24 protein-coding genes are annotated in these 25,391 nt (G+C 64.4%); 14 read left to right on the forward strand and 10 right to left on the reverse strand.

What is annotated here, in order from left to right:
* Positions 1 to 40: 40 nt before the first annotated feature.
* The 8 genes from eutB (at position 41) to ggt (ending at position 9,812) form a co-directional block, all read left to right on the forward strand.
* Positions 41 to 1,015, forward strand: coding sequence for a hydroxyectoine utilization dehydratase EutB (gene eutB / locus ACREXZ_RS23305; protein WP_431766473.1), 975 nt, complete (start codon positions 41 to 43; stop codon positions 1,013 to 1,015).
* 53 nt (positions 1,016 to 1,068) lie between these two features.
* The gene (locus tag ACREXZ_RS23310) at positions 1,069 to 2,076 is read left to right on the forward strand and encodes a cyclodeaminase (protein WP_431766474.1); all 1,008 of its coding nucleotides are present in this window, start codon (positions 1,069 to 1,071) and stop codon (positions 2,074 to 2,076) included.
* A 27-nt stretch (positions 2,077 to 2,103) separates the two neighbouring features.
* Positions 2,104 to 3,318, forward strand: a complete 1,215-nt coding sequence (doeA, locus tag ACREXZ_RS23315; protein ID WP_431766475.1) for an ectoine hydrolase DoeA — start codon at positions 2,104 to 2,106, stop codon at positions 3,316 to 3,318.
* Between the two features lie 5 nt (positions 3,319 to 3,323).
* A complete protein-coding gene (gene doeB / locus ACREXZ_RS23320; protein WP_431766476.1) occupies positions 3,324 to 4,376 on the forward strand; it encodes a N(2)-acetyl-L-2,4-diaminobutanoate deacetylase DoeB in 1,053 nt (350 codons plus the stop codon).
* Positions 4,377 to 4,380: 4 nt separating this feature from the next.
* On the forward strand, positions 4,381 to 4,869 hold the full coding sequence (locus ACREXZ_RS23325; protein WP_431766477.1) for an Lrp/AsnC family transcriptional regulator: 489 nt from the start codon (positions 4,381 to 4,383) through the stop codon (positions 4,867 to 4,869).
* Between the two features lie 137 nt (positions 4,870 to 5,006).
* Positions 5,007 to 6,482, forward strand: a complete 1,476-nt coding sequence (locus ACREXZ_RS23330) for an NAD-dependent succinate-semialdehyde dehydrogenase (protein WP_431766478.1) — start codon at positions 5,007 to 5,009, stop codon at positions 6,480 to 6,482.
* A gap of 62 nt (positions 6,483 to 6,544) precedes the next feature.
* Positions 6,545 to 7,927 carry an aspartate aminotransferase family protein gene (locus ACREXZ_RS23335; RefSeq protein WP_431766479.1) on the forward strand — a complete coding sequence of 461 codons (1,383 nt, stop codon included), beginning with the start codon at positions 6,545 to 6,547 and terminating at the stop codon, positions 7,925 to 7,927.
* 151 nt (positions 7,928 to 8,078) lie between these two features.
* Positions 8,079 to 9,812, forward strand: coding sequence for a gamma-glutamyltransferase (ggt, locus tag ACREXZ_RS23340; RefSeq protein ID WP_431766480.1), 1,734 nt, complete (start codon positions 8,079 to 8,081; stop codon positions 9,810 to 9,812).
* Positions 9,813 to 9,885: 73 nt separating this feature from the next.
* Here ggt and ACREXZ_RS23345 read toward each other — a convergent pair whose 3' ends face one another.
* Both ACREXZ_RS23345 and ACREXZ_RS23350 read right to left on the reverse strand, forming a co-directional pair.
* A complete protein-coding gene (locus ACREXZ_RS23345) occupies positions 9,886 to 10,929 on the reverse strand; it encodes a S1C family serine protease (protein WP_431766481.1) in 1,044 nt (347 codons plus the stop codon).
* 99 nt (positions 10,930 to 11,028) lie between these two features.
* Entirely contained in the window at positions 11,029 to 12,189 is a 1,161-nt protein-coding gene (locus ACREXZ_RS23350; protein WP_431766482.1) for a hypothetical protein, read from the reverse strand.
* Positions 12,190 to 13,307: 1,118 nt separating this feature from the next.
* On the opposite strand from ACREXZ_RS23350, the gene ACREXZ_RS23355 reads away from it, so the two are divergent.
* Positions 13,308 to 13,736 (forward strand): MerR family transcriptional regulator, encoded by a 429-nt coding sequence (locus tag ACREXZ_RS23355; protein WP_431766483.1) that lies wholly within the window; start codon positions 13,308 to 13,310, stop codon positions 13,734 to 13,736.
* A 54-nt stretch (positions 13,737 to 13,790) separates the two neighbouring features.
* On the opposite strand, the gene ACREXZ_RS23360 is transcribed toward ACREXZ_RS23355, so the two are convergent.
* Positions 13,791 to 14,219 (reverse strand): nuclear transport factor 2 family protein, encoded by a 429-nt coding sequence (locus ACREXZ_RS23360; RefSeq protein WP_431766484.1) that lies wholly within the window; start codon positions 14,217 to 14,219, stop codon positions 13,791 to 13,793.
* Between the two features lie 166 nt (positions 14,220 to 14,385).
* Positions 14,386 to 15,336: a LysR family transcriptional regulator gene (locus tag ACREXZ_RS23365; protein ID WP_431766485.1), complete on the reverse strand. Its 951-nt coding sequence runs from the start codon at positions 15,334 to 15,336 to the stop codon at positions 14,386 to 14,388.
* 100 nt (positions 15,337 to 15,436) lie between these two features.
* Here ACREXZ_RS23365 and ACREXZ_RS23370 point away from each other — a divergent pair, with 100 nt between their 5' ends.
* From ACREXZ_RS23370 to ACREXZ_RS23385, 4 genes are all read left to right on the forward strand, one after another.
* Positions 15,437 to 16,096, forward strand: a complete 660-nt coding sequence (locus tag ACREXZ_RS23370) for an NAD(P)-dependent oxidoreductase (protein ID WP_431766486.1) — start codon at positions 15,437 to 15,439, stop codon at positions 16,094 to 16,096.
* Positions 16,097 to 16,283: 187 nt separating this feature from the next.
* Positions 16,284 to 17,255: an AraC family transcriptional regulator N-terminal domain-containing protein gene (locus ACREXZ_RS23375; RefSeq protein ID WP_431766487.1), complete on the forward strand. Its 972-nt coding sequence runs from the start codon at positions 16,284 to 16,286 to the stop codon at positions 17,253 to 17,255.
* A gap of 212 nt (positions 17,256 to 17,467) precedes the next feature.
* Positions 17,468 to 18,691, forward strand: a complete 1,224-nt coding sequence (locus tag ACREXZ_RS23380; protein WP_431766488.1) for an MFS transporter — start codon at positions 17,468 to 17,470, stop codon at positions 18,689 to 18,691.
* Positions 18,692 to 18,949: 258 nt separating this feature from the next.
* The gene (locus ACREXZ_RS23385) at positions 18,950 to 19,939 is read left to right on the forward strand and encodes an aldo/keto reductase (protein ID WP_431766489.1); all 990 of its coding nucleotides are present in this window, start codon (positions 18,950 to 18,952) and stop codon (positions 19,937 to 19,939) included.
* 50 nt (positions 19,940 to 19,989) lie between these two features.
* Here ACREXZ_RS23385 and ACREXZ_RS23390 read toward each other — a convergent pair whose 3' ends face one another.
* From ACREXZ_RS23390 to ACREXZ_RS23400, 3 genes are all read right to left on the reverse strand, one after another.
* Positions 19,990 to 20,487, reverse strand: a complete 498-nt coding sequence (locus ACREXZ_RS23390; protein WP_431766490.1) for a cupin domain-containing protein — start codon at positions 20,485 to 20,487, stop codon at positions 19,990 to 19,992.
* A 29-nt stretch (positions 20,488 to 20,516) separates the two neighbouring features.
* A complete protein-coding gene (locus ACREXZ_RS23395; RefSeq protein ID WP_431766491.1) occupies positions 20,517 to 20,903 on the reverse strand; it encodes an ester cyclase in 387 nt (128 codons plus the stop codon).
* A 91-nt stretch (positions 20,904 to 20,994) separates the two neighbouring features.
* Positions 20,995 to 21,288, reverse strand: coding sequence for a YciI family protein (locus ACREXZ_RS23400; RefSeq protein ID WP_431766492.1), 294 nt, complete (start codon positions 21,286 to 21,288; stop codon positions 20,995 to 20,997).
* 88 nt (positions 21,289 to 21,376) lie between these two features.
* Between ACREXZ_RS23400 and ACREXZ_RS23405 the strand changes: the two genes are divergently transcribed.
* Positions 21,377 to 22,255, forward strand: a complete 879-nt coding sequence (locus ACREXZ_RS23405; protein WP_431766493.1) for a LysR family transcriptional regulator — start codon at positions 21,377 to 21,379, stop codon at positions 22,253 to 22,255.
* A 46-nt stretch (positions 22,256 to 22,301) separates the two neighbouring features.
* Here ACREXZ_RS23405 and ACREXZ_RS23410 read toward each other — a convergent pair whose 3' ends face one another.
* The 3 genes from ACREXZ_RS23410 to ACREXZ_RS23420 form a co-directional block, all read right to left on the reverse strand.
* On the reverse strand, positions 22,302 to 23,162 hold the full coding sequence (locus tag ACREXZ_RS23410; protein WP_431766494.1) for a class I SAM-dependent methyltransferase: 861 nt from the start codon (positions 23,160 to 23,162) through the stop codon (positions 22,302 to 22,304).
* Between the two features lie 36 nt (positions 23,163 to 23,198).
* Positions 23,199 to 24,098, reverse strand: coding sequence for a DapH/DapD/GlmU-related protein (locus ACREXZ_RS23415; RefSeq protein WP_431766495.1), 900 nt, complete (start codon positions 24,096 to 24,098; stop codon positions 23,199 to 23,201).
* A gap of 127 nt (positions 24,099 to 24,225) precedes the next feature.
* A complete protein-coding gene (locus ACREXZ_RS23420) occupies positions 24,226 to 25,293 on the reverse strand; it encodes an alkene reductase (protein ID WP_431766496.1) in 1,068 nt (355 codons plus the stop codon).
* Between the last annotated feature and the right edge of the window lie 98 nt (positions 25,294 to 25,391).

Here is a 25,391-nt window from a genome sequence, read left to right on the forward strand (position 1 = left end):
GCGGCCCCGCTGGTTCACGCCGCCCTGCGCAGGTCCCGCCATGTCCGAACTCTCGCTTGTCGATGTCTACCATGCTCGCCGCCGCATCGAAGGCCGGGTCTGCCGGACGCCGCTCGTCGAATCGCCCGCGCTGTCCGCCCTCGCGCATACCCCCGTCTATCTGAAACTCGAAACCGTGCAGCCAACCGGCAGCTTCAAGCTGCGCGGCGCGACCAACGCGCTCGCGCTGCTCGCAGAAGAACGCGGCGTGCGCGTCGTCACTGCATCGACCGGCAACCACGGCCGCGCGGTCGCCCATGCGGCGCGCGCGTTGGGCCTCGAGGCGACGGTATGCATGTCGTCGCTGGTGCCGGGCAACAAGGTCGACGCGGTACGCGGGCTCGGCGCGCGCGTGCGGATCGTCGGGCGCAGCCAGGACGACGCGGAGCGCGAGGCGCTGCGTCTCGTGCACGAAGAGGGCTACGCGTACGTGCCGCCATTCGACGATCTGCGCGTGATCGCCGGCCAGGCGACGATCGGCCTCGAGATCGTCGAGGCGCTGCCGGACGTCGCGAACATCGTCGTGCCGTTGTCGGGTGGAGGGCTGTTCGCAGGTGTCGCGTTCGCGGCGAAGCGCGTGAACCAGGGCATCGGTATGACCGGCGTGACGATGGCGCGCGGCGCTGCGATGCACGCGAGCCTCGCGGCCGGCAAGCCGGTGCTGATCGAAGAACAGGAGTCGCTCGCGGATTCGCTCGGCGGCGGCATCGGCCTCGACAACCGCCATACGTTCGCGATGACGCGCGAGCTTGCCGACGAAATCGTGCTGCTCGACGAGGCGTCGATCGCGCGCGGCATCGTGCATGCGTACCGGCACGAACGGCTGGTCGTCGAAGGTGCGGCGGCGGTCGGCATCGCCGCGTTGCTCGACGGCGCGCTGCCCGTGCAGCGGCTGCAGCGCGGACCGCTGGTGCTCGTCGTCACCGGCGCGAACATCGATACCGATCAGCATCGCCGTCTCGTCGACGCGGCTTAACGTGACATGAGGTGACGCGACATGAAAGCCCGACCCACGAACATCGACCACTCATGAACCCAGTGATTCTTCTCGGCGAAGCACAGCTTCGCGAACTCGTGCCTCTCGATCTCGCGGCCATCGACCAGGTGGAAGCCGCGTTCGTTGCGCTCGCGACGGAAGCAGTCGCGATGCCGCCGATCCTGCGCCTCGACCTGCCCGCACAGCGCGGCGAGGTCGACGTGAAGACCGCGTGGCTGCCGCGCTTCGACAGCTTCGCGATCAAGGTCAGCCCCGGCTTCTTCGACAACCCGTCGCTCGGACTGCCGAGTCTCAACGGGCTGATGCTCGTGCTGTCCGCGAAAACCGGCCTCACCGAGGCGGTGTTGCTCGACAACGGCTACCTGACATCGGTGCGGACCGCGGCGGCGGGCGCGGTCGCTGCGCGCACGCTCGCGAGGGCCGCGACGCCGCACGTCGCGATCCTCGGTGCGGGCGAGCAGGCGCGGCTGCAACTGCAGGCGCTGACGCTCGTGCGCCGCATCGAGCGCGTGAGCGTATGGGCGCGGCGACGCGAAGAGGCCGAGCGTTTCGCGGCCGACGTGAGCGCGTGTTTCGATCTGCGCTGCGACGTTGCGGCCGATCCGCATCGCGCGCTCGCCGACGCAGACCTCGCGGTGACGACCACACCGTCGACGACACCGCTGATCGACGCCGCCGATCTGCATCCGGGCCTGCACATCACCGCGATGGGATCGGACGCGGAGCACAAGAACGAAATCGCGCCGGCCGCGCTCGCGGCCGTGCGCTACATCGCCGATCGCGTGCAGCAGACGCGCGTGCTCGGCGAACTGCATCACGCGATCGAGGCGGGCGTGGTGCGTGCCGACGCGTCGTTCGCCGAGCTGGGCCAGGTGATCGCCAGGCAGCGGCTAGGCCGTGAGCGCGACACCGATATCACGCTGTGCGACCTGACCGGCACCGGCGCGCAGGACACCGCAATCGCGACGTTCGCGCTCGCGCGGGCACGCGCCGCGCAGGCGGGAACGTTTTTTATCAACGATGCGAAGACGCCAGGGTAAGGGGCGGGGAGACGAAAGATGGGGACGATGCCAGACACTTCACAGCACTACCGTGCGGCGCCGACGGTACGCCTGCCATTCGAACGCGCCGAGTACGCGGCGCGGATCGCCAGAACGCGGCAGGCGATGCAGGCCGCGAATCTCGACCTGCTGATCGTGACCGATCCGACCAACATGGCGTGGCTGACCGGCTACGACGGCTGGTCGTTCTATGTGCATCAATGCGTGCTGCTCGCGCTCGACGGCGAACCGGTGTGGTTCGGCCGCGGTCAGGACGCGAACGGCGCGCGGCGCACGGTGTTCATGCAGCACGAGCAGATCGTCGGCTACCCGGATCACTACGTACAGTCGACCGAGCGCCATCCGATGGACTACCTCGCGCGCGAAGTGGTCGAGGCGCGCGGCTGGCAGGCGCGCCGCATCGGCGTCGAGATGGACAACTACTACTTCAGCGCGGCCGCGTACGCGTCGCTGCAGCGCAATCTGCCGAACGCGCAGTGGCGCGATGCGACCGCGCTCGTCAACTGGCAGCGCGCGGTGAAGTCGCCGCGCGAGATCGAGTACATGCGCGTCGCGGCACGGATCGTTGAGAAGATGCACGCGCGCATCGTGGAGCGGATCGAGCCGGGCATGCGCAAGAATGATCTGGTCGCGGACATCTATGCGACGGGGATTACCGGCGTCGACGGCCATGGCGGCGACTATCCGGCGATCGTGCCGTTGCTGCCGACCGGCGCCGACGCCTCGGCGCCGCATCTGACCTGGGACGACACGCCGTTCGCAGCGAACGCGGGGACGTTCTTCGAAATCGCGGGCTGCTTCAAGCGTTATCACTGCCCGCAGTCGCGTACGGTCTATCTCGGCAAACCGCCGCAGCATTTCATCGATGCGGAGCGCGCGGTGGTCGAAGGGATCGAAGCCGGGCTCGCGGCCGCGAAGCCGGGTAATACCTGCGAAGACATCGCGAATGCGTTCTTCGCGGTGCTGCGCAAGTCGGGCATCGAGAAGGACAGCCGCTGCGGCTATCCGATCGGCGCGAGCTATCCGCCGGACTGGGGTGAGCGCACGATGAGCCTGCGTCCGGGCGACCGGACCGTGCTGCAGCCGGGCATGACGTTCCACTTCATGCCGGGAATATGGCTCGACGACTGGGGGCTCGAGATCACCGAAAGCATCCTGATTACCGACACTGGCGTCGAGACGTTCTGCAACACGCCGCGCAAGCTGTTCGTGAAGGAGTAGGGCGCATGCGGGCTTCCCCGATCACGCCGACCGTCGACTTCGACGTGGACGGCGAACAGCACGGCTTCCTGAAGCTGCCGCACTCGCACGACGGTTCCGCGTGGGGCGCGGTGATGATTCCGGTCACCGTGATTCGCCGTGGCGACGGGCCGACGGTTCTGCTCACCGGCGGCAATCACGGCGACGAATACGAAGGACCGATCGCACTGTCGAAGCTCGCGGCGACGCTGCGAGCGAGCGACGTGAACGGCCGCGTGATCGCCGTGCCGTTCATGAACTATCCGGCGTTTCGCGCGGGCAGCCGCACGTCGCCGATCGACAGCGGCAATCTGAACCGCAGCTTTCCGGGACGTCCGGACGGCACCGTGACCGACAGGATCGCCGACTATTTCCAGCGCTATCTGCTGCCGCTCGCGGACTACGTGCTCGATCTGCATGCGGGCGGGCGCACACTCGATTTCGTGCCGTTCGCCGCGATCCATGTATTGCCCGACGCGGCGCAACAGGCGCGCTGCGAAGCGGCGATGCGCGCGTTCGGCGCGCCGTATTCGATGCGGATGCTCGAACTGGACAGCGTCGGTCTGTTCGATACCGCGGTCGAGGAGGCGGGCAAGGTGTTCGTGTCGACCGAACTCGGCGGCGGCGGCACGGCGACGGTCGCGAGTGTCGCGATCGCGCTGCGCGGTGTGTATGGAGTGCTCGCGCATGCGGGCGTGCTTGCGGCGAATGCGAATGTAGTTGCCGATACGGATGCATCCCGCACAACAACGCTGCTCGACATGCCCGACGGCACTTGCTACACGACGAGCGAACACGACGGCCTGCTCGAGCTATGCAAGGATCTCGGCGACATCGTCGAGCAAGGCGACGTGATCGCGCGCGTGTACGACATGACGCGCACCGGTGCGCCGCCGGTCCAATATCGCGCGCGTCGCGGTGGCCTGCTGGCCGCGCGGCATTTCCCTGGCCTGGTGAAGATCGGTGACACGGTCGCGGTGGTGGCCGACGTCGTCGAGCACGGTATTCCGGTTCCGATTCTGCAAACGGCCGCCGGATGACGCGATGAAACTCGACCGCTACGACCTCGCGATCCTGCGCATCCTCGTGCGTGACGGGCGCATCACGAAGTCGCGGCTCGCGGAAGAGGTGAACCTGTCGATCTCGCCGGCGTGGGCGCGCGTGAAGCGCCTCGAGGACAACGGCGTGATCCGCGGCTATCGTGCGGACGTCGACTGGGCGGACGTGTTCAAGGGTAGCCGGATCGTCGTCGAGGTGACGCTCGCGCGGCACACCGCGCACGATCTGCGGCGTTTCGAGGAACGCGTCGTGGCTGCACCGGAAGTCGTGCAGTGCCACGCGACCGGCGGTGGCGTCGACTATGTGCTGCATGTGCTGTCGCGCGATATCGATCACTACCAGCGCTTCATCGATTCGCTGCTGACCGCTGAACTCGGCATCGAGCGGTATTTCACGTACATCGTGACGAAGGTGGTCAAGCAGGGGCCCGAAGGACCGCCGGACTGGGTGAACAATACGAGCAACGCGCTGTAACGGGGCTGCACGAAAAAGCGCATCCTGCCCACACGCAATTCAGAAAAAAGCCACAGCCGTGGCGATCCGAACCGAAAATTTCACGAGACCTTCGCCCGTACAGTGACATTCGGTGCTCACGAATTCAGGAGAGAGTCATGTTGCTGGGTCATCCGGTGCTGTTCAAATCGCTGTGCTATGTGGACGGGCACTGGGTACACAGCGACAGCGCATCGACGGTCGCCGTGCAGAACCCGGCCGACCAGGAAGTAATCGGCCACGTTCCGATGCTCGAAGCGCCGCAGATCGAAGAAGCGGTCGGTGCCGCGCAGCGCGCGTTCGATACATGGCGCTGGGCGTCGGTCGCGCAGCGCGCGGCGCTACTGCTGCGCTGGCACGAACTCGTGCTGCGTCACCAGAACGATCTGGCGGGCATCCTGTCGCTCGAACAGGGCAAGCCGCTCGCCGAAGCGCGCGGCGAGATCGCATACGGCGCGAGCTTCATCGAATGGTTCGCGCACGAAGGACGGCGCCTGTACGGCCGCACGATTCCCACGCATATCGACGGCGCACACCTCGGCACGCTGATCGAGCCGGCCGGTGTCGCCGCGCTGATCACGCCGTGGAATTTTCCATCCGCGATGATCACGCGCAAGGCCGCGGCTGCGCTTGCAGCGGGCTGCACGGTGGTCGTGAAGCCCGCGCACGAAACGCCGTTTTCGGCGCTCGCGCTCGCACAGCTCGCCGAGGAAGCGGGCTTCCCGGCGGGCGTGTTCAACGTCGTGCTCGGCGAACCGCAGATGGCGATGGAAACGCTCGTGCGCGATCCGCGCGTGCGTACCGTGAGCTTCACCGGTTCGACCCGCGTCGGCACGCTCGTGATGCAGACGGCGGCGCAGGCGGGCATCAAGAAGACCGCGCTCGAACTGGGCGGCAACGCGCCGTTCATCGTCGCGGCGGACGCCGATCTCGACGAAGCGGTGCGCGTCGCGGTCGCGGCGAAGTTCCAGACGTCGGGGCAGGACTGCTGTGCGGCGAATCGCGTCCTCGTCGCGCGGCCGTTGTACGAGCCGTTCGTCGAACGTTACAGCGACGCGGTGCGCGCGCTGCGTGTCGGCGCGGCGTTCGAAGGCGCAATCGACGTTGGCCCATTGATGCATCAGAGCGCATTCGATGCGACCGTCGCGCGGGTCGACGATGCGCGCCGCAAGGGCGCGCGCATCACCGTGGGCGGCGCGCCGCATTCGCGCGGCGGCTGGTTCTTCGAGCCGACCGTGATCGCCGATGCGGCGCCCGGCATGCGCGTGTACGACGAGGAGAATTTCGCGCCGATCTCCGCCGTGTCGCCGTTCGACACGCTCGACGAAGCGATCGATCGCGCGAACGACACCGAGCACGGCCTCGCCGCCTACCTGTGCTCGCGCGATCTGAGCACCGTGTTCCAGACGATCCGCCGGCTGGCGTTCGCGATGGTGTCGGTGAACGGCGCGAAGTTTACCGGCGCGCCGGTGCCGTTCGGCGGCATGAAGGCGTCGGGGCTTGGTCGCGAAGGGGGTGCCGAAGGCTTCGAGCCGTTCGTCGAGACGCGGTACTTCTGTCTCGGCGAGCTTGGTTTGCCGGTCGCCGCTGCGTGATCCCGATACATGAACTTGCTGCACAACCCAATGCAACATCACGTTCCAGAGAGAGGACCATCATGACCCAACTCGACCAGCTGTTCGCCGCGGACCGCGCGCACTTCATGCATCCGTCGACGCACGCGCACGACCACGCGAGCGGCGCATTGCCGGGGCGCATCGTCACCGGCGCGAAGGGCATCCGCATCGAGGACCATCAAGGCAAGTCGTACATCGATGCGTTCGCGGGGCTCTACTGCGTGAACATCGGCTACGGCCGCACCGAGGTCGCCGAAGCGATCTACGAACAGGCGAAGAAGCTCGCTTACTACCACACGTACGTTGGCCACTCGACCGATACGATCATCGGGCTGTCGTCGCGGATCATCGACTGGGCGCCGGCCGGCATGAAGAAGGTCTACTACGGGATGTCCGGTTCGGACGCGAACGAAACGCAGATCAAGCTCGTCTGGTACTACAACAACGTACTGGGCCGCCCGAACAAAAAGAAGATCCTCTCGCGGCAACGCGGTTATCACGGCTCGGGCATCGTCACGGGCAGCCTCACGGGTCTGCCGAGTTTTCATCAGTGCTTCGATCTGCCGATCGAACGCGTGAAGCACACGGTGTGTCCGCACTGGTATCGCCACGCGCCGGCCGGCATGAACGAAGCGCAGTTCGTGGCGTACTGCGTCGACGAACTCGAGAAGCTGATCGCGCAGGAAGGCGCGGACACGATCGCCGCGTTCATCGCGGAGCCGGTGATGGGCACGGGCGGTATCCTGCCACCGCCGGCCGGCTACTGGCCCGCGATCCAGGCAGTGCTGAAGCGCCACGACATCCTGCTGATCAGCGATGAAGTGGTGTGCGGCTTCGGCCGGCTCGGCTCGAAGATGGGCGCGCAGCACTACGGCATCGAGCCGGATCTCGTGACGGTCGCGAAGGGGCTGACGAGCGCGTATGCGCCGCTGTCCGGCGTGATCGTCGGCGAACGCGTGTGGGATGTGATCGACCGGGGTTCGCAGGAACTTGGACCGATGGGTCACGGCTGGACCTATTCGGGCCACCCGATCTGCGCGGCGGCTGCGCTTGCGAACCTCGACATTCTCGAACGCGAAAACCTCACGCAAAACGCGGCCGATACCGGCGCGTATCTGCTGCAGCAATTGCATACGGCGTTCGATGGTCATCCGCTCGTCGGCGAAGTGCGCGGCGCGGGCATGCTCGCGGCGCTCGAGTTCATGGCCGACCGCGACGAACGCCGGCCGTTCGATGCAACGTTGAAGGTCGGGCCGCGCGTGTCGGCTGCCGCGTTGCAGCGCGGACTGATTGCACGTGCGATGCCGCACGGCGACATCCTCGGCTTCGCACCGCCGCTCGTCACGTCGCGTGCCGACGTCGACGAGATCGTGCGGCTCGCGCGCGAAGCCGTCGATGAAGTCGCGGGTCGGGTGCTCGCGTAGGCGGCCTCCGCATAACGCGAAACTCGCGTGAACACACGCGCCGCTGCATGCCATCAGGGCATGCAGCGGCTTCGCAAAAGGGCAGTTGGCGTGTTATAAGCCCAAGACAGACTTTTTGTACTATCAGAGGAACTGTCATGGGGGACACCCAATGAAATTAATCGAAAAAAGCAAGCTGTCCGCTGCCGCTCTCGCAACTGTCGCGCTCGTCTCCATTTCAGCGGGCTTCATCGAATCCGCGCCGGCCTACGCCAGGGCGCCGTCGAAGCCGCAACCCGCCATTCTCAATGCCTCCGCGGTCGCGGTCGCGGACGAGTACAGTGCCGATGCCGCCGGGCAGATCTTCGAGGAAGGCGGCAACGCCGTCGATGCCGCGGTCGCGATCGCCTTCACGCTTGCGGTGACCTATCCCGAAGCGGGCAACATCGGCGGTGGCGGTTTCATGACGCTGTACGTCGACGGTAAGCCGTACTTCATCGATTATCGCGAGCGCGCGCCGATCGCCGCGACGAAGAACATGTACCTCGACGACCAGGGCAACGTCGTCAAGGGCAAGAGTCTCTTCGGGTATTACGCGGTCGGCGTGCCGGGCACGGTGGCCGGCATGTGGGAAGCACAGCATCGTTTCGGCAAGCTGAAGTGGAAGCAGGTGCTCGCGCCGGCGATCAAATACGCGAACGACGGTTTCGAGGTCGACGAGCAGCTGGACAAGCGGCGCCAGGCCGCGTCGAAGGAGTTCGCCGGCAAGACCAACTTCGACACGTACTTCGGCTCGATGAAGCAGGGCACGACATTCACGCAGCCCGATCTCGCCGCGGTGCTGACGCGCATTGCGAACTACGGCGCGAGGGATTTCTACCAGGGCAAGACCGCCGACCTGATCGCCGCGTCGATGCGCGGCCATGGCCTCATCACGAAGCAGGATCTGCAGCAGTACAAGGCCGTGTGGCGCCAGCCGATCCAGGCGAACTGGAACGGCTATGACGTGATCACCGCGCCGCCTCCGAGCTCGGGCGGCATCGGCCTCGTGCAGCTGCTGCAGATGAAGGCCGATCTCGCACCGGACTTCAAGGGCGTCGGCCTGAATTCGGCGCAGTACGTGCACCTGATCGCCGAGATCGAGAAGCGCGTGTTCGCGGATCGCGCGCAATACCTCGGCGACCCGGATTTCTACAAGGTGCCGATCGAGCAGCTGACCGATCCGGCGTACCTCGCGAAGCGCGCCGCGGAAGTGAACCCGGACAAGCCGTCCGATACGAAGAGCGTGCAGCCGGGTCTCGGCACGTCGATGCCGGAGAAGGCGGAAACCACGCACTTCTCGGTGGTCGACAAGTGGGGTAACGCGGTGTCGAACACGTACACGATCAACGGCTACTTCGGCTCGGGCGTCGTCGCCGAAGGCACCGGCATCGTGCTGAACGACGAGATGGACGACTTCTCCGCGAAGCCGGGCGTCGCGAACATGTTCGGCGTGGTGGGCAGCGATGCGAACTCGATCGAACCGAAGAAGCGTCCGCTGTCGTCGATGAGCCCGACCATCCTGACGAAGGACGGCAAGGTGTCGCTCGTGATCGGCACGCCGGGCGGCTCGCGCATCTTCACGTCGATCTTCCAGGTGATCAACAACGTCTACGACTTCAACATGCCGCTGGATAGCGCGGTTGCCGAGATGCGCTTCCATCACCAGCTGTTGCCGCCGAATACGATCTTCTGGGAGCCGTACCACCCGATCACCGGCGAACTCGCGCAGCAGATCGAAGCGAAAGGCTATGTGCTGAAGGGGCAGGACTTCAGCGGCGACATCCAGGCGATCAAGATCAATGGTGATACGCCGGTTGCGGTCGCGGATCCGCGCGGTCGTGGCGTTGCGCGGCTGATCCCGTAACGCTGTAACGAGGTCACGCTGCAATGAAAAGGCGTCCCGCGCGGGACGCCTTTCTTTTTGGGCGGTTTTTAGCTCACGCCTGTTCGCTCGGCGTCACCGTGAGGTCGAGCCGCTGTGCACCGCGCAGCACGGTCACGGCGACGGGCCGGTCGATCCGCGACGCGTCGAGTGTGCGCTGCAGACCGTCGACGCCATCGATCGACTGCTCATCGACCGCCACGATGCGGTCGCCCGTCTGCAGACCGCCGGCCGCGGCCGGGCTGCCCTTGACGACTTCCATCACGTGCACGCCGCTCGCCGCGGTCAGGCCGAAGTAGCGCTGCACGCGTCGCGAGATTGGCGTCGTGGTACCCGCGACGCCGATGTACGCGCGCCGCACGTGACCGTGCGCAAAGAGCTGCATGATCACCCACTTCGCGGTGTCGATTGCCGTGGCGAAGCAGATGGCCTGCGCGCCCGGAATGATCGCGGTGTTCACACCGATCACCTGACCCGCCGAATTGATCAGCGGACCGCCGGAATTGCCGGGATTCAGCGCGGCGTCGGTCTGGATCACGTCGTAGATCATGCGGCCGGAATTCGAGCGCAGCGAACGGCCGAGCGCGGAGATCACACCGGTCGTCACCGTCTGCGCGAGGCCGAGTGGATTGCCGACCGCGATCGCGATCTGGCCGACCTGCAATTTGCCCGATTCGCCGAGCTCGACATGCGGCAACGGTTCTGCCGAGCCGATCCGCAGCACCGCGAGGTCGCTGTCCGGATCGTCGCCGACCAGGTCGGCGTCGTAGGTCGCGCCTTCGGCGAGCGTCACGCGGATGTGCGTCGCGCCGTGCACGACGTGGCTGTTGGTCAGCAGGTAGCCATCGGGCGTGAACAGGAAGCCCGAGCCGGTGCCGCCGCGCGCGCCGCGGCCGTTCGCATTCCCTGGTGGGCGGCGCTCGACGGCGATGTAGGCGACGGCCTGGCGTACGCGCTCCAGCGCGCCGATGACGGTGCGGGAGTACTGGTCGAGCAGGGCGGCGTCGCTGGCCGGGCTCGGCTCGAGGGCCGTGGCGCCAGCCGCACCGGCCGCACCGGCGAGCGGTAAATCGTCAATGAAACGGGGACGGCTTCCCATGGCGAAGCTCCGATAAACGGGATCGCAGATGCGGGGCCGCAGGCGGGTTTTTCAAGAGCGGTCGGGTGCTGCATGACACGGCTGACCAAAGACCCTGTGTCATTTACCCGGCTGTCCGGGCATCGGTGCGGTCGCCTGCCTGCCGGCTTCCATGATTGCTCCTCCGCGGTAGATGGAGTCCCGGTCCGGTTCGTTCCACACGTACCAGAACAGACCGCCAAGACGTCCCTGCCGGAATAGCTGAAGAAAATAGGCACGCATTTCAGCTACGGTGCGGGCTCGGTCCTGATCCTGGGCGGAGGATGTCGCCGTACTCGGAAACCCCCATTCCGTCAGCCAGTAGGGCTTCGCGTTCCTAGGCGGAAAGATCGCTTGATCGAGCTGCGCGTTGCGCTGCGCGATGGCCGCTGTGTCTCCCGCCTTCACGACCGGGGGATAGTCATGGACTCCGTAACCGTCCACCAGCTTGTCGAGCCCGTGGGCGCGGAGATACGCATAGGTGGCCGGAATGGAGACGCCGTCCACCTGCAGGTCGTGCTGCCATTTACCGCCGGTGACCGCCGCCATCCCGGCCGAAATGATGGGTGCGCGCTTATTCAGCTTCGAGTGATCGCGCACGTCCTTCAGGGCAGCCAGGACTTTCAGATATTGAAGGAATCCTTGAGCGACCTTTTTGGCCTCCGGATCCCGGGAGAGATCTTCGAGCGTGAATGATTTCCCCTGGCCGGGTATCGGGAAATCGCCGTTGAAATCGGTCCAGTTGACCTCGTTGCCTAACTCCACTCCCGCCAGCACGACTCCTTTTTCGTCCAGCTTGTCGAAAACGGTCTGGTAGTAGGCTCGGGAAGCCACAGGATCGGCATAGGACAGGGGCATCGCGCTTCTCATGTGCCGTTTCTGGTCTGCGGGACGCAGCGGAGCATTGGGATAGAACTCGGCCCCGGTGACCAGAACCAGTCCGATGCCTTCGGACTGAAGATTCTTCGCCAGCGTCATGTTTTTTTCATCCGGCCTCAGCGAAGTGCGTACGAAGCGAACGCCTGATTGCTTCAATTGATCGACAATCGTCTGCTGGTCCGCGGCGCTGAAATTCTGGAAGCTGTTTACGTTGGTGCCCACATCACACTTCGCCTCCTGAGCCAAGGCTGGCTGCGATATTATGGTCAGGGCCAGGACGAAGAGCGGGTTCGTGAGACAGCGCACATTGAAAGCGCAGGGGAGCGGAAATCGAAAGAAACGAGCTGGAAATCCATGGGCCATCACGAGATTCCTCCCCCGGGTTTCTGAAACTGGCTAACTGGCTAGCGCGAGTATGACAAAGCTCCCGAGGTTGCGGCAGAAGTCCGCATTGAAGGATCGGTCAGGAACCAAAATTTCCCCGCGTTCACCTTTGAGAGCGGTTTGAATGCGCCAGGAAACGAGCGCTATGTCGTCGGGGCGCGAGATAACGACCTCTTGCTGAAGAAGGAAAAACCGCGTCGCAATGGAGCGTCGCTTTTCCAGGCAAAGAGCGAGATTAAAGCTGAGCGATCGATAGCGGCCGATCTGTGCTCTACGGCAATCGCCCGTAGCCGACCCTGACGGTCAGTTGGAATTCTCAAACGCGGTCGTCGAGCCGTGCAAAAACGATAGGGCAATCACACCATGTTCACTCCAGAGTTTTCGGCAAATGATGCAACGGAGTACGTTTTGGTCGCCAATCACTACATCGAGACGGAAGAAGCACTCCAGTTGAGCCTCGCGTTCGTCCGTGCCCGTGTCCGTTTCGGACGTCAACACATCCCCTCGCCAACCGCGAGGTTTGTGGCGTACTACGACGTCCGTGGGCAAAATATTGGAGACGATCTCGAAGCGTGCTTGACCACCGCTCTTCAGGACGTCGCAGCAGTTCGGGTGCGGCGATCATGAGTCTTCAACTGATAGTGCAATGTGGCAGCGTCGCCGACGTAGAGGCCATGCTGGCTACCACCGCTGAAGGCGGTGCCGAAGTATTCGCCATCGACGTGGACCGCGTTGGGATTTCCATCCCAACAAGGCTGCTTGACTCTGTCGGGGAAGAGGCAGTCCGAGCCGCGCTGAGACGCGTACGCGTCTATGACCTCTATGCTGGCGCCTGGACTGACGCCGCTTGACGAATCATCCGCTCGGCGACGCGTCTCCCGACGTCGAGAAATTTCACCACCTTTGGCTCGAGCGGCGGAATTTTTCACATTAAACGGCAGCCGCCGCCCTACGCCAGCCACTACTGCGACCGTGCCAACAGTCGCCCGCTATCTGCGGATCGCCGGCACAGCTGGTTGGTGGTACGTTTAGAAGGGTACGTTTCGAAGATCGCGGGCGGAGTCACAGACGTCGGCGTTAAATCGGGAGGACAGGCGATGCCAGACAATCTGCTTATCGGCGACGTTGCTCGCCGCACCGGTCGGAGTGTCCATACGATCCGCTGGTACGAGTCTCAGGGATTATTGCCCGGCGTCGTGCGCGACGATGGCGGTCGAAGACTCTACGGTCAACACCACGTCAGCTGGCTCGATCTGATGGACCGGTTGCGGCGTACCGGCATGTCGATCGCGCAGATGCGCGAGTACACGGCACTCGTCGAACAGGGCGCGGCTACGCTGAAGCAGCGCCGGGCGATGCTTGCTGCTCATCGGGCTCGCGTGCAGGAAACCATCGAGGCATGGACCGACGCACTCGCACTGATCGACGCCAAGGTCGAGTTTTATGACGAGTGGGTCGCCATCGGTCACCGGCCCGCAGTCGAGCCGCATCGGCGTCTGCGGACATCGATGCCGGCCGCAGGATAAGAGCGAAGCGTAGGGGGCCGGTCACTCGATCGACGGGTGTCGCCTTCATCGCAGTCAGGCTGTTACGGCGGGACCTCGACCTGGCGGCGGGGGCAGCACGCGATCGATCAGCGCTGTATCGCAGTATTCGGTGAGTTCCCGCAGCATTCCATCTTCGACGCGGATGACGAGACAGTACGTATTCGCGTACTGCTCTCCGGACAAGGTCGTGGCGTCGCCGTCGCACTGCACGACGACATGATCGCCGTCGGCGAGAATCCGGCTGGGGACGATGCGCGACGGCGCCTTGAACTGTGCATAGAGCGGTTCCAGCAGGCGCGCAATGACGTCTGCCTTGCCGTTGTAGGTGCCGGACCAGGCCGTGCTTCCGATGATGCGCCAGACAAAATCGTCCGCCATCGCGGCGCGGAACGGTCCGTGATCGCGCTGGGCGCGAGCGTCCATGATCCGTTGTACAAGGGCTTTGTTTTCAGAAGCAGACATTGCGTTTCTCCAGACAGGGGATACGCATACGTTACAAGCTGGAGTGCGCTCGAGGTCAAGGTGTACCTTGGGTAGAGCCCGATATCGCCGAAAGCGCCGATATCACCGATACGCTACGCGATAGCAGGATGCGGTCCTTGCGCTGTCGGTGGCGTCCGGCGCGAACTCAATCCGCAGGTGAGCGAACCGCAGGAAGATCCCTGAAGTACGACCGCAACGCATCGACGGCCGCGCGTACCTTCGCGGGTTGACCATCCTTGCGCGGTGTGACGAGTGTCACGGGGAGCGTCGGAAACGTCCACTTCGGCAGAACATGAACCAGATCGTGGCGCTTGAGCGAGCTCAGTGCCTCGATATACGAAAGGCGTGCTATCCCCAGCCCCTCCTCGCACATCTGTTGAACCGCAGGTTGCGTCGTACTGACGACGCGCACGCTGACGTGCACCGTTTGTTTCATCCGTTTCTCGGTGACGAGCGTCACGGGTATGACGGGCGTCGCACCATCCGAAGAACCGGCGGACCGCGCGGCCTCGACCTGCTGCTCGATGGCTATCCATTGATGGTCGCCTAACTCCTGCGGACTGCCCGGTGTGCCGTTGCGCGCCAGGTAGGCAGGAGACGCGCACATGATCGTTTCGAGGTCGCATAGCTTCTGGGCCGTCCACCCGGAGTCGGCCATCTTGCCTATCCGGATGGCGAGATCGACTCGCGCATCGATCAGATCGATCATCTCGTCGCTCACCAGCAGGCGCAGGCGTAGCTGTGGCCAGGTCGACAGGAGCGGCGCGAGCGCCGGCGCGATGTGAGGTCCAAGGCCTAATGGCGCGGCAATACGTAGCTCCCCGGTCGGCGCGTCCCGAGCCTGGGTCAATGAATCGGTTGCAGCCTTCCAGGACGCCATCAGTTGCAGGCAGTGGGAATAACACTGTTTGCCGTCTTCGGTGAGCGTCAGCTTGCGTGTGGAACGGTGCAGCAGCGTCACCCCGGACTGTCGTTCGAGCGCCTTGATGGTCTGGCTTACCGCCGAAGGCGTCATTCCCAGCCGCCGCGCCGCCGCGCTCATCGAACCGCGCGAGACCGTTTCTGCGAAAACCACCAGTTGGCGTAGGTCGTTCATCTTGAAGTAAGGCTTAAAAGAGATCGTAGTTTGCGGTGTATTTTAAAGTCGAAGTTTGATGGGTAGCATAGCTCGTCATGTTCACATTCAAGGAAGAACCATGAAAGTTGCGCTGATTGGATCGTCGGGCTTTGTCGGCAAGCATGTGCAGAAGGAGTTGCTTCACCGTGGGCATGAAGTCACGGTGCTGGTTCGAAAGAGCGGGGGCATCGAGCCGCAACCGGGCCTCAATGTCGTGACCGGTGACGCCTATTCGTCCGGGTCGGTCGCCGGCGCCGTGAAGGGCCACGATGCCGTCGTGTCTGCATTCAATCCGGGCTGGAACGACCCGGAACTGTTCGACAACTTCATCCGTGGCAACGAAGCGATCGTTCGGGGCGTCGAGGCCAGCGGCGTACGGCGTCTGGTGATCATCGGTGGCGCGGGCAGTCTTTTCGTCGCGCCCGGCGTCCAGCTCGTCGACACCGAGAGTTTCAATGAGCACGTCCCGGCGAACATCGTGCCCGGCGCAAGAGCAGCCCGGGACGCATTGAATACGATGCGCAGCAACACGACGCTGGACTGGACGTTCGTGAGTCCGCCGGCCTTCCTCGAAGAAGGCGAGCGGACCGGTACCTACCGTCTTGGCGAAGAGAACCTGCTGATGGATGGAGACAAACCGGCTGGTATCCCGGTAGCCGACCTAGCCGTGGCGGTCGTCGACGAGCTCGAAACGCCTCGCCACATCAAGGCGCGATTCACTGCTGCGCGCAAGGTGTGAGCTGGATCGACAGGGGCCCGGCCGTGGGCGAGTAACGCGAAATCTGCCCGATTCTCCAGGATTCGTGCAGAATTCTTCGAAACGTCGCGGCGGCGGATACGGCCCCGCCGGGAACGATTTATCCTGTGCGATGCGCCGCTGGGCGACCGTACGGTCCGATGCGGCGGCGCTGATCTAAGGAACGAGCATGCGAATCGACGACTTTCTTTCGGACATCGCGCAGCCTCCCCGGCCCGCCGACGGCGCGGACGAGCTCGAGGCGATGCAGGCAAAACTGGTCGCGTTGCTGGACCGTCTGACAGGCCCCTTCCTCGAAGGCACGATGCAAACGCCGATCCCCGGTGTCTGGATTCACCGGATCGCCCACCCCGGACCGCCGAACTATCACCTGCAGGTGCCGCTGTTCGCGGTGATCGCGCAGGGTTCGAAGCGCATGCTCGTCGGCGACGAGGCCTACGAGTACGACCGCTTCAATTATTTCGTGTCGACCGTCGAGTTGCCGGTCGCGGGGCAGGTGATCGTCGCCGATCCGGCGGAGCCGTACCTCGGCATGCGGCTCGACATCGACATGGACGCGGTGCGCGAACTGATCCGCGAGGAGATGGTGCGTCCGACCGACTCCAGCGATGCGCCGGTGGCACTGTCGGTGACGCGGCTCTCCGAGAACATTCTCGACCCGGTGTTGCGGTTGCTGCGGCTTCTCGAAACGCCGCAGGACATTCCGGTGCTCGCGCCGATGATCCAGCGCGAGATTCTCTACCGGCTGCTCGCGAACGGGCAGGGTGCGCGGCTGCGTCAGATCGCGCTGCAGGACACGCACACGCAGCGTATCGCGCGGGCGATCGAGACCATGCGGCGCGACTTCGCGCAATCGCTGCGCATGAACGATCTCGCGCGCGACGTCCACATGAGCGTGTCGTCGTTCCATCAGCACTTCAAGGCCGTGACGACGATGAGCCCGCTGCAGTACCAGAAGCAGCTGCGGCTGCACGAGGCGCGGCGCATCATCTTCGAGCGCGATACCGATGTCGCGCTGACCGCCCGGCTCGTCGGGTACGAGAGCGCATCGCAGTTCACGCGCGAATACGGGCGCCTCTTCGGTGCGCCGCCGCTGCGCGACCGGCGCCGCTGGTTGACCGAGCAGGTCGAGGTGGACTGAGCGTGGTATGGCCTGCGGCGCCCGATGTCGGCGCCGCAAGATCGCGCATGCGGTGCGCCTGCTCGCGGCGTTTTCGCTTCTTCTCCTGAATCGACCCATTGGGTCGACCCATTCCCGCGCCACAGGCCGGCGATTCGCAGCACTTCATACGCCTGCCTGCGGACGCCTTTAGAATGCCGGCTTCCGCCACTACCGTATCGCAGAGCCAGCACATGCAACAGATTGACGCCGCGCGCAGGACAGGCCTCGTATTGTTTGCCCTCGCCGTCGGCGGGTTCGCGATCGGCACGACCGAATTCGCGACGATGAGCATCCTGCCGCTGTTCGCGCAGGGGCTTGGTATCGACGCTCCCACCGCGGGCCACGTGATCAGCGCGTATGCGCTCGGCGTGGTCGTCGGTGCGCCAGCGCTCGCGGTGCTCGGCGCGCGCGTGGACCGCCGCCAGCTGCTGATCCTGCTAATGGGCCTGTTCGTGATCGGCAACGGTCTGAGCGCGCTGGCGCCCAACTACCAGTGGATGCTGGTGTTCCGTTTCATCAGCGGCCTGCCGCACGGTGCGTACTTCGGTGTCGCGGCGCTCGTCGCGACGTCGCTCGTGCCGGAGAACCGCCGCACGGTCGCGGTGGGGCGGATGTTTCTCGGGCTGACGTTCGCGACGATCGTCGGTGTGCCGCTCGCGAACTGGCTTGGTCATGCGATCGGCTGGCGCTGGAGCTTCGGCTTTGCCGCGCTGCTCGGCGTGCTGACGATGACCTGCGTGCGCTTCTTCGCACCATCGACGCCGGTCGCGAAAGACGCGAGCCCGCTGCGCGAACTCGGTGCGCTCGCGCGTCCGCAGGTGTGGCTCACGCTCGGCATCGGTGCGATCGGCTTCGGCGGACTGTTCGCCGTGTACACCTATCTCGCCGACATTCTCGCGTCGGTCACGCATGTGTCGGTCGCGTCGACGGCGCTGATCCTGAGCGTGTTCGGCGTCGGCCTGACGGCCGGCAATCTCATCATCCCCGTGTTCGCCGACCGCGCGCTGATGCGTACTGCCGGCTGGCTGCTCGTGTGGAGCGCCGTGACGCTGCTCGTGTTTCCATTCGCCGCGCACAACGTCTGGGCGCTGACGATCGATGTGTTCCTGATCGGCATCGGCGGCGCGCTCGGCACCGTGTTGCAGACGCGCTTGATGGACGTCGCCGAAGACGCACAGAGCCTCGCCGCAGCACTCAACCACTCCGCGTTCAACACGGCCAATGCGCTCGGTCCGTTCCTCGGCGGCCTCGCGATCGCGGGCGGCTACGGATGGACGTCGCCGGGCTGGGTCGGCGCGCTGCTCGCGGTGGGCGGCCTCGGTATCTGGTGGCTGTCGATCGTCGTGCAGCGTCGCACCGACGGCCGCGTGCTCACCGTTGAAACGCGCGAATACGCGGAAACCGACGGCGTCTGACCGTTCGCATCTTCCTCCCCAGGTTCTGGAGAATCGGGCAAGAAACAACGACGATCCGGCTACATCGCAGCGCGCTTTCGATACACGATAGGACCTGTTCCGGCGTGTGACCTCAAGGCTGCCGCGCCGGTCGCCCGGTATCGAAGCCGTGCATGCCGCACGCAGCACGGCAAGACGCGGCGGAGGAATCGACAGACGACGGACGGCGTGCGCGATTCCGACGCTCCGACGCACCGACGTCATCAACTGGAGGATGCGATGAAGCAACGTATGCTAGGTAAAGACCTGAAGGTGTCGGCGATTGGACTCGGCTGCATGGGTATGACGTGGGCGTACGGACAGCCCGGCGAGCGCAGCGCGATGATCAAGCTGATCCGCGATGCGCTCGAAAGCGGCGTGACCTTCTTCGACACGGCCGAAGTGTACGGCCCGCTGACGAACGAAGCGCTGCTCGGCGAAGCGCTCGCGCCGGTGCGCGACCGCGCGGTGATCGCGACGAAGTTCGGCTTCGAGCTCGACCCGGCCGGCGGCGCACGGCCGGTTGGACTGAACAGCCGGCCCGAGCATATCAAGGCCGTTGCAGACCAGGCGCTGCAGCGGCTGAGGACCGATCACATCGATCTGTTCTATCAGCATCGCGTGGATCCGCAGGTGCCGATCGAGGACGTGGCCGGTGCCGTCGGCGATCTGATCCGCGCGGGCAAGGTGCGGCACTTCGGTCTGTCGGAGGCGAGCGCGGACACGATTCGCCACGCGCATGCGGTGACGCCGGTCACGGTGCTGCAGTCCGAGTATTCGCTGTGGTCGCGCGAACTGGAGCAGAGCGTGTTTCCGACGCTCGAGGAACTGGACATCGGGCTCGTTGCGTACAGCCCGCTCGGCCGCGGTTTTCTGACGGGCGCGGTGACGGCCGACACGTCGTTCGAAGCCAACGATTTCCGCAACCGGCAGCCGCGTTTTTCGCCTGAGGCGCGCGAGCACAATCTGCGACTCGTCGATGCGCTCGCCGCGATTGCGACGACGAAGGGTTGCACGCCCGCGCAGATCGCGCTGGCATGGACGCTCACTGTACCGTGGATCGTGCCGATTCCGGGTACGCGCCGTCACGAGCGACTCGTAGAGAACATGGGCGCGGCAGATGTCGTGCTCGATAAAGACGATCTGCGGAAGATCGAAGACGTGCTGAAGACGTTCGAGGTGCAGGGCGGACGATATCTGGCGGCGGATCTTGCGTTGACGAATCGGTAGTTGGTATTTTGTCTGCCGATGTGGGGCTCGCTTGTGCGAGCCCCAGGCGACTATTCGTTCGATCCTCGATCCGGCATTCCGTTATGCCCGCCGATCGGTCTTGCTGGCCAGTCAGTCCAGCCATCCGTCCGCTTGAGTTCGCGCGCCTGGTTGAGCGGATACTTGATGCGATTATCGTCGCGCGGGCGTTCGCCGATCACCATCAGCCTGACTTCTGCGTTCGTGTTGTTGAGGAACGTGTGGCAGATGCCCGTGCCTGCCGGAAACGCCACTGAGTCGCCCTCGACAAGAGGATGCAGCACGCCGTCGATCCACACGTCGGGCGTGCCGTGCAGCACGTAGACGAATTCCTGCTCGGTGCTTTCGGCATGCGGATAAGAGGTGCGCCGGCCCGGCAACAGCCTCACGTGATGAATGCCGATCCGCGTGACGCCCAGCGCCTCCGACAGCGGTGCGTCGTAGCCCATCTGCTCGGGGTCGTCGCGATAGCCGTCCGCATCCGGTTTCTCCAGCTCGGTCCAGTGTTTGATGAAATCCGGTCTCTGCATCGCGTGTTCTTCTCCAGTTGGGTGCGTGGCTACAACTGCGCTTCGATAGCGGCCATGTCGATGATGGACCATACCTGCTGAATCTTTCCTTCCCGAAACTCGTAGAACACGTTCTCGGTGAACGAGACTTTCTTGCCGTCGACGGAGAGTCCGAGAAAGGTTCGTCTGGGCGTGCAGTCGAAGCGCAGACGGCTCGCGAGAACCGGCGGCTCGGACACGAGCAACTGGATATTGAAGTGGAGGTCGGGAATTTCGTGGAAGTCCTTCTCCAGCATTTCGCGGTAGCCCGACAAACCGATCTGTTTGTCGTTGTACTTCACGTCGTCGTGGACGAACTGTCCGAGCGTCGACCAGTCCTGCCGGTTCAGACAGGCCAGGTAGTTTCGATAGATCTGCGGGAGATCGGGTTCTTCCATGGGGGATTGTCCTCGCGATTCCATACGCTGTATGTACGACGCAGTGTAGGCCAATATGGACCGGGTGCGCTCGATCCGTTCTGCGCTTTGCTCAAAGGCGAACCCCTCTGGCAAAAACCTGTTGCCATGTTAAAACCCGCACCGATTTGCGCAATCCCGTCGGCCAGAATGGATCTTCGCGGACCAGCCGGTCGACTTGATCATGCGTTTCCGCGCTGACCAGCCATAGCCCTCCGGCTGCAGCGCCGTCCGCGTTTCTGAGCGGTCCCGCGTCCGTTATCATGGAAGCATTCCGCCCGAGAAAGTCCAGATGCGCCTGCATATGCTGACGACGTACCTCGTCCGCCTGTGTTGTGTGGTCTTCGAATAGAACCGCAAATAACATCGCCACGCTCCGTTGAATTGAGTGTGTTGAGATTAGGGCGGCGTTATCGCGGGCTCAAGCCGAATATCTGCCGACACGGTCTGCAAAAATGCACGCACTCGACTGGAACGATCTCCAATACGTCCTCGCTCTTGCCCGCGATGGGTCTCCCGCTGCGGTGGCGCGGCGTCTGAGTGTCGACCCGACGACCGTGGGTCGACGGATTCGCGCGGTCGAATCGGTGCTTGGCACGAAGCTGTTCGAACGCGATCCGCAGGGGCACATGCGCGCGACGGACGCCGGCGAAACCGTCATCCGCCGTGCCGAAGCAATTGAAGCGGAAGTCTGCAATCTGGATGTGGCAGTGAGAGAGGTCGATGCAACGGTCAGCGGTTCAGTGCGAATCACCACGGTCCCGATTCTCGTCAACCGCATCCTGGTTCCTGCGCTGCCGCCACTAATTGCACGGCATGCGGCGCTCAGGATCGAGCTTGTTGCGGACCCTCGCGATCTAAGTTTGCCGCGTCGCGATGCCGACATCGCCGTGCGACTCGCCAGACCCGGTGACGACACGGGCGAACGGATCCTTGCGCGAAAGATCGGCACGATCGCCTACGCCGCATACGCACCAGCTAGCGACCTCGACGATCCGCGCGCGTTGCCGTGGCTGACTTACGACGAGCGCATGAGTCATCTGCCGCAGGCAAAGTGGATTGCCGATATCGCCGAACGCGACGGCGGGTTGTCGACGGTTGCGGTCAACGACGCCGAGGCGCTTTTGCAGGCCGTTCAGGCAGGGCTCGGCCGTTCTCTTCTTCCTTGCATCGTGGCCGATCGCATGCCCGGCATCGTGCGTCTGCCGATGGAAAACGGTCCGGCATTCGAGCGTGAGGTCTGGACCTTGACGCATCCCGACCTTCGGCATCTCGCTCGCGTGTCGGTGGCGCTCGCATGGATCGAAACGAGTCTGACGAGCCCAGCCGATTAGCTGACGATGCGCCTGTTCTCTATCGCTCGCGTATGCAGGCACGCGGTTATGTCTTCGCCACCAGCAACTCTTCCGCGTTACCCGGCGGCCGCAACCCGTCGGACCGGCCCGCAAAGTAGCGCTGCGTCAGATCGGCCGCCGACACATGCCGCACTTCCGCAAAGCCCGCTTCGCGAGCCAGCGCGAGAATGTCCGGCGGCGTGAAGAAACTCAGGAACGGCGTCCCGCTCGCTCGCGCGCCTTTTTCCGCCATCTCGAGCCCGGGGCGTACTTCCGGGTCCGCCAGTTCCAGCGGCAGCAGGAACGTCATCGCGAGTATCGATCCTGACGCAAGAGACGATACCTCACGCAGCGCGGCTGCGTTTGCCTCGTTCGTCAGATACATGCTGACGCCCGTCGACACGACGATGGCCGGCTTGCTGCTGTCGAAGCCGGCGGTCACGAGTTTGTCGCGCCACGCTTCTCCCGCTTCGAAATCGACCGGCACGAAACGTAGCCAGTCCGGCACGCCGAAGCCGAGTTCGACCAGGCGCTGACGCTTCCAGGTTTGAGGCGCCGGCTGATCGACTTCGAAGATCTTCAGATGCGATGCGATCTCCGGCCGCCGCTGCGCGAAGCTGTCGAGACCCGCACCGAGGATCACGTATTGATTCAGCCCGTGGCCGGCCTGCTCGACGACCAGATCCTCGATGAAGCGCGCGCGGGCGACGATCGACGCCCGGAAAGGACGCGTGAACTGCGGATCCATATCGCCGCGTGCGCGCCAGTCTTCGTTCGGCGCCAGCAGCTCGAGGCCGATCCTGTCTTCCAGCACGTGCGGCGCGGCGTCGACCTCGACGTGCAGCGCACGCCATAACGCGACCCGCGCGGCCGTGGCTTCCGGTGCGATGTCTCGTTTGTCGTTCATGGTTTTTTGTCCGGTTGGTTCATCACGCCGAGGCGCTCAGTCGTTCCCATGCAGGCTCGCATTCAGCCCACCCCAGCGCGACGAGTCGGTGTAAAGCACTTCCACCGCGCCGGTCTGGCTGTTCCGGCGAAACAGCAGGCCCGACTGCCCGGACAACTGCCTCGCCGCGACGATGGTACCGTCGGGCAGCTTCACTTTGGTCCCTGCCGTTACGTAGAGACCGGCCTCGACGATGCATTCGTCGCCGAGCGAAATTCCTATTCCCGCGTTCGCGCCGAGCAGGCTGCGCTCGCCGATCGCGTTTCGCTGCTTCCCGCCGCCCGACAGCGTGCCCATGATCGACGAACCCGCGCCGACGTCGGAATTCTTGCCGACGGTTACACCCGGCGTCACGCGGCCTTCGACCATCGATTCGCCGAGCGTGCCTGCGTTGAAATTCACGAAGCCTTCATGCATCACGGTCGTGCCAGCCGCGAGGTGGGCACCGAGTCGCACGCGGTCCGCGTCGGCGATTCGCACGCCCTCGGGCACGACGTAATCCGTCATGCGCGGGAACCGGTCCACCGATGGCACAGTGAGGTGGTGATACTCGTACGCCACCCGCTCTCGCAGATCGTCGACGCTGGCCGGCAACACGGGTCCCGCGGAAGTCCATGCGATGTTGGGCAACAGGCCGAAGAGACCATCGAGGTTGATCTCGTTGGGTTTGACCGTACGCTCGGACAGCAGGTGCAGTCGCAGGTAAGCGTCTTCGGTGGACACGGGCGGGCTATCGAGCGATTCGATCGTCACGTCCACCACGTCGCCCGCGATCATGCCGACCTTCTCGGCGAGGCAACTACGCCTTTTCGGTTTACCCAATGCCGGAAACCAGACGTCGAGCGTCTTACCCGTGGCTACATCGCGATATCGGTGACCGCTTCGTTGAATTGTCATGGCAGCGTCCCTGGTGATGGTGCGGCAGTCCGGCAGGTGTCGCGAAATCATAGCGGACGATCGTTGCGACCGTCCGCTTCGTGCCTGCCATTTCTTTGCTGTAGTAAGGAACGCTCAGACCGTTACTTCATCGCGCCTGCTCCATGACCGGGTAGTCGATGTAGCCCTTCGGGCCGTCGGAATAAAACGTGTCGCGTTGCGGCGCATTGAGCGGTGCACCCGCAGCGAAGCGTTGCGGCAGATCCGGATTCGCGAGGTACGCGCTGCCGAAGACGGCGGCGTCGGCCTTGCGCTCCGCGACCAATGCCGCGCCGCTGTCGTGGTCGAGTCCGCCGCCGTGCAGCAGCGGGCCATCGAACAGCGGCCGCAGCAGCGCGCGGTAGTCGAACGCGCTGCGGGTCCGCGCGAGATGCAGATACGCGAGCTTCAGTGCACCGAGCCGCTGCACGAGGTACTGGAAGGTCTCTTGAGGCGCCGCGTCGATCACGCTATTGAAGCCCATTTCCGGCGCGATCTTGATGCCGATGCGATCGCTGCCCGCTTCGTCGATCATCGCGGCCAGCACTTCCATGATGAAGCGCGAGCGGTTCTCCAGCGAGCCGCCGTACGAATCGGTACGCTGGTTGGTCCCCGACGACAGGAACTGTTCCGGCAGATAGCCGGAGGCCGCATGCAGCTCGACGCCGTCGAAGCCCGCCTCCAGCGCGTGACGCGTCGCGCGACGATAGTCGTCGACGATGCCGGCGATCTCAGCCGTTGCGAGCGCGCGCGGCACGACGAAGTCCTGCGGTCCTGTCGCGGTGAACACCTGACCGTCGGCGGCGATCGCCGACGGTGCGACGGGCGTGGCGCCGTCCGGCAGCATGCTCGGGTGCGAGATGCGTCCGGTATGCATCAGCTGCAGGAAGATCAGGCCGCCCTGCGCGTGGACCGCGTCGGCGATCCGCTTCCATCCGTCGATCTGCGCCGCCGAGTGGATGCCCGGCGTGCGCACGTAGCCTTTGCCCATCGGCGACGGGAACACGCCTTCGGTGACGATCAGCCCGGCGTTCGCACGCTGTGCGTAGTACTGCGCGGCGAGCGCGGAAGGGACGCCGGTCGTGTCGTCGGCGCGCGAGCGCGTCATCGGTGCCATCACGAGGCGGTTGCGGAGCGTATGGCGACCGATACGCACGGTTTCGTAGAGAGGGTTCATGTCGATTCCTTGAATCGTTAAGGGGTATCGACACGATGAACTGATTCACTGACGGGATAAAGATCTACAATTGAATACACTGATCCATCAGTGGAGCA

It is taken from the genome of Paraburkholderia sp., assembly GCF_050742655.1.
Taxonomy (GTDB): Bacteria; Pseudomonadota; Gammaproteobacteria; order Burkholderiales; family Burkholderiaceae; genus Paraburkholderia.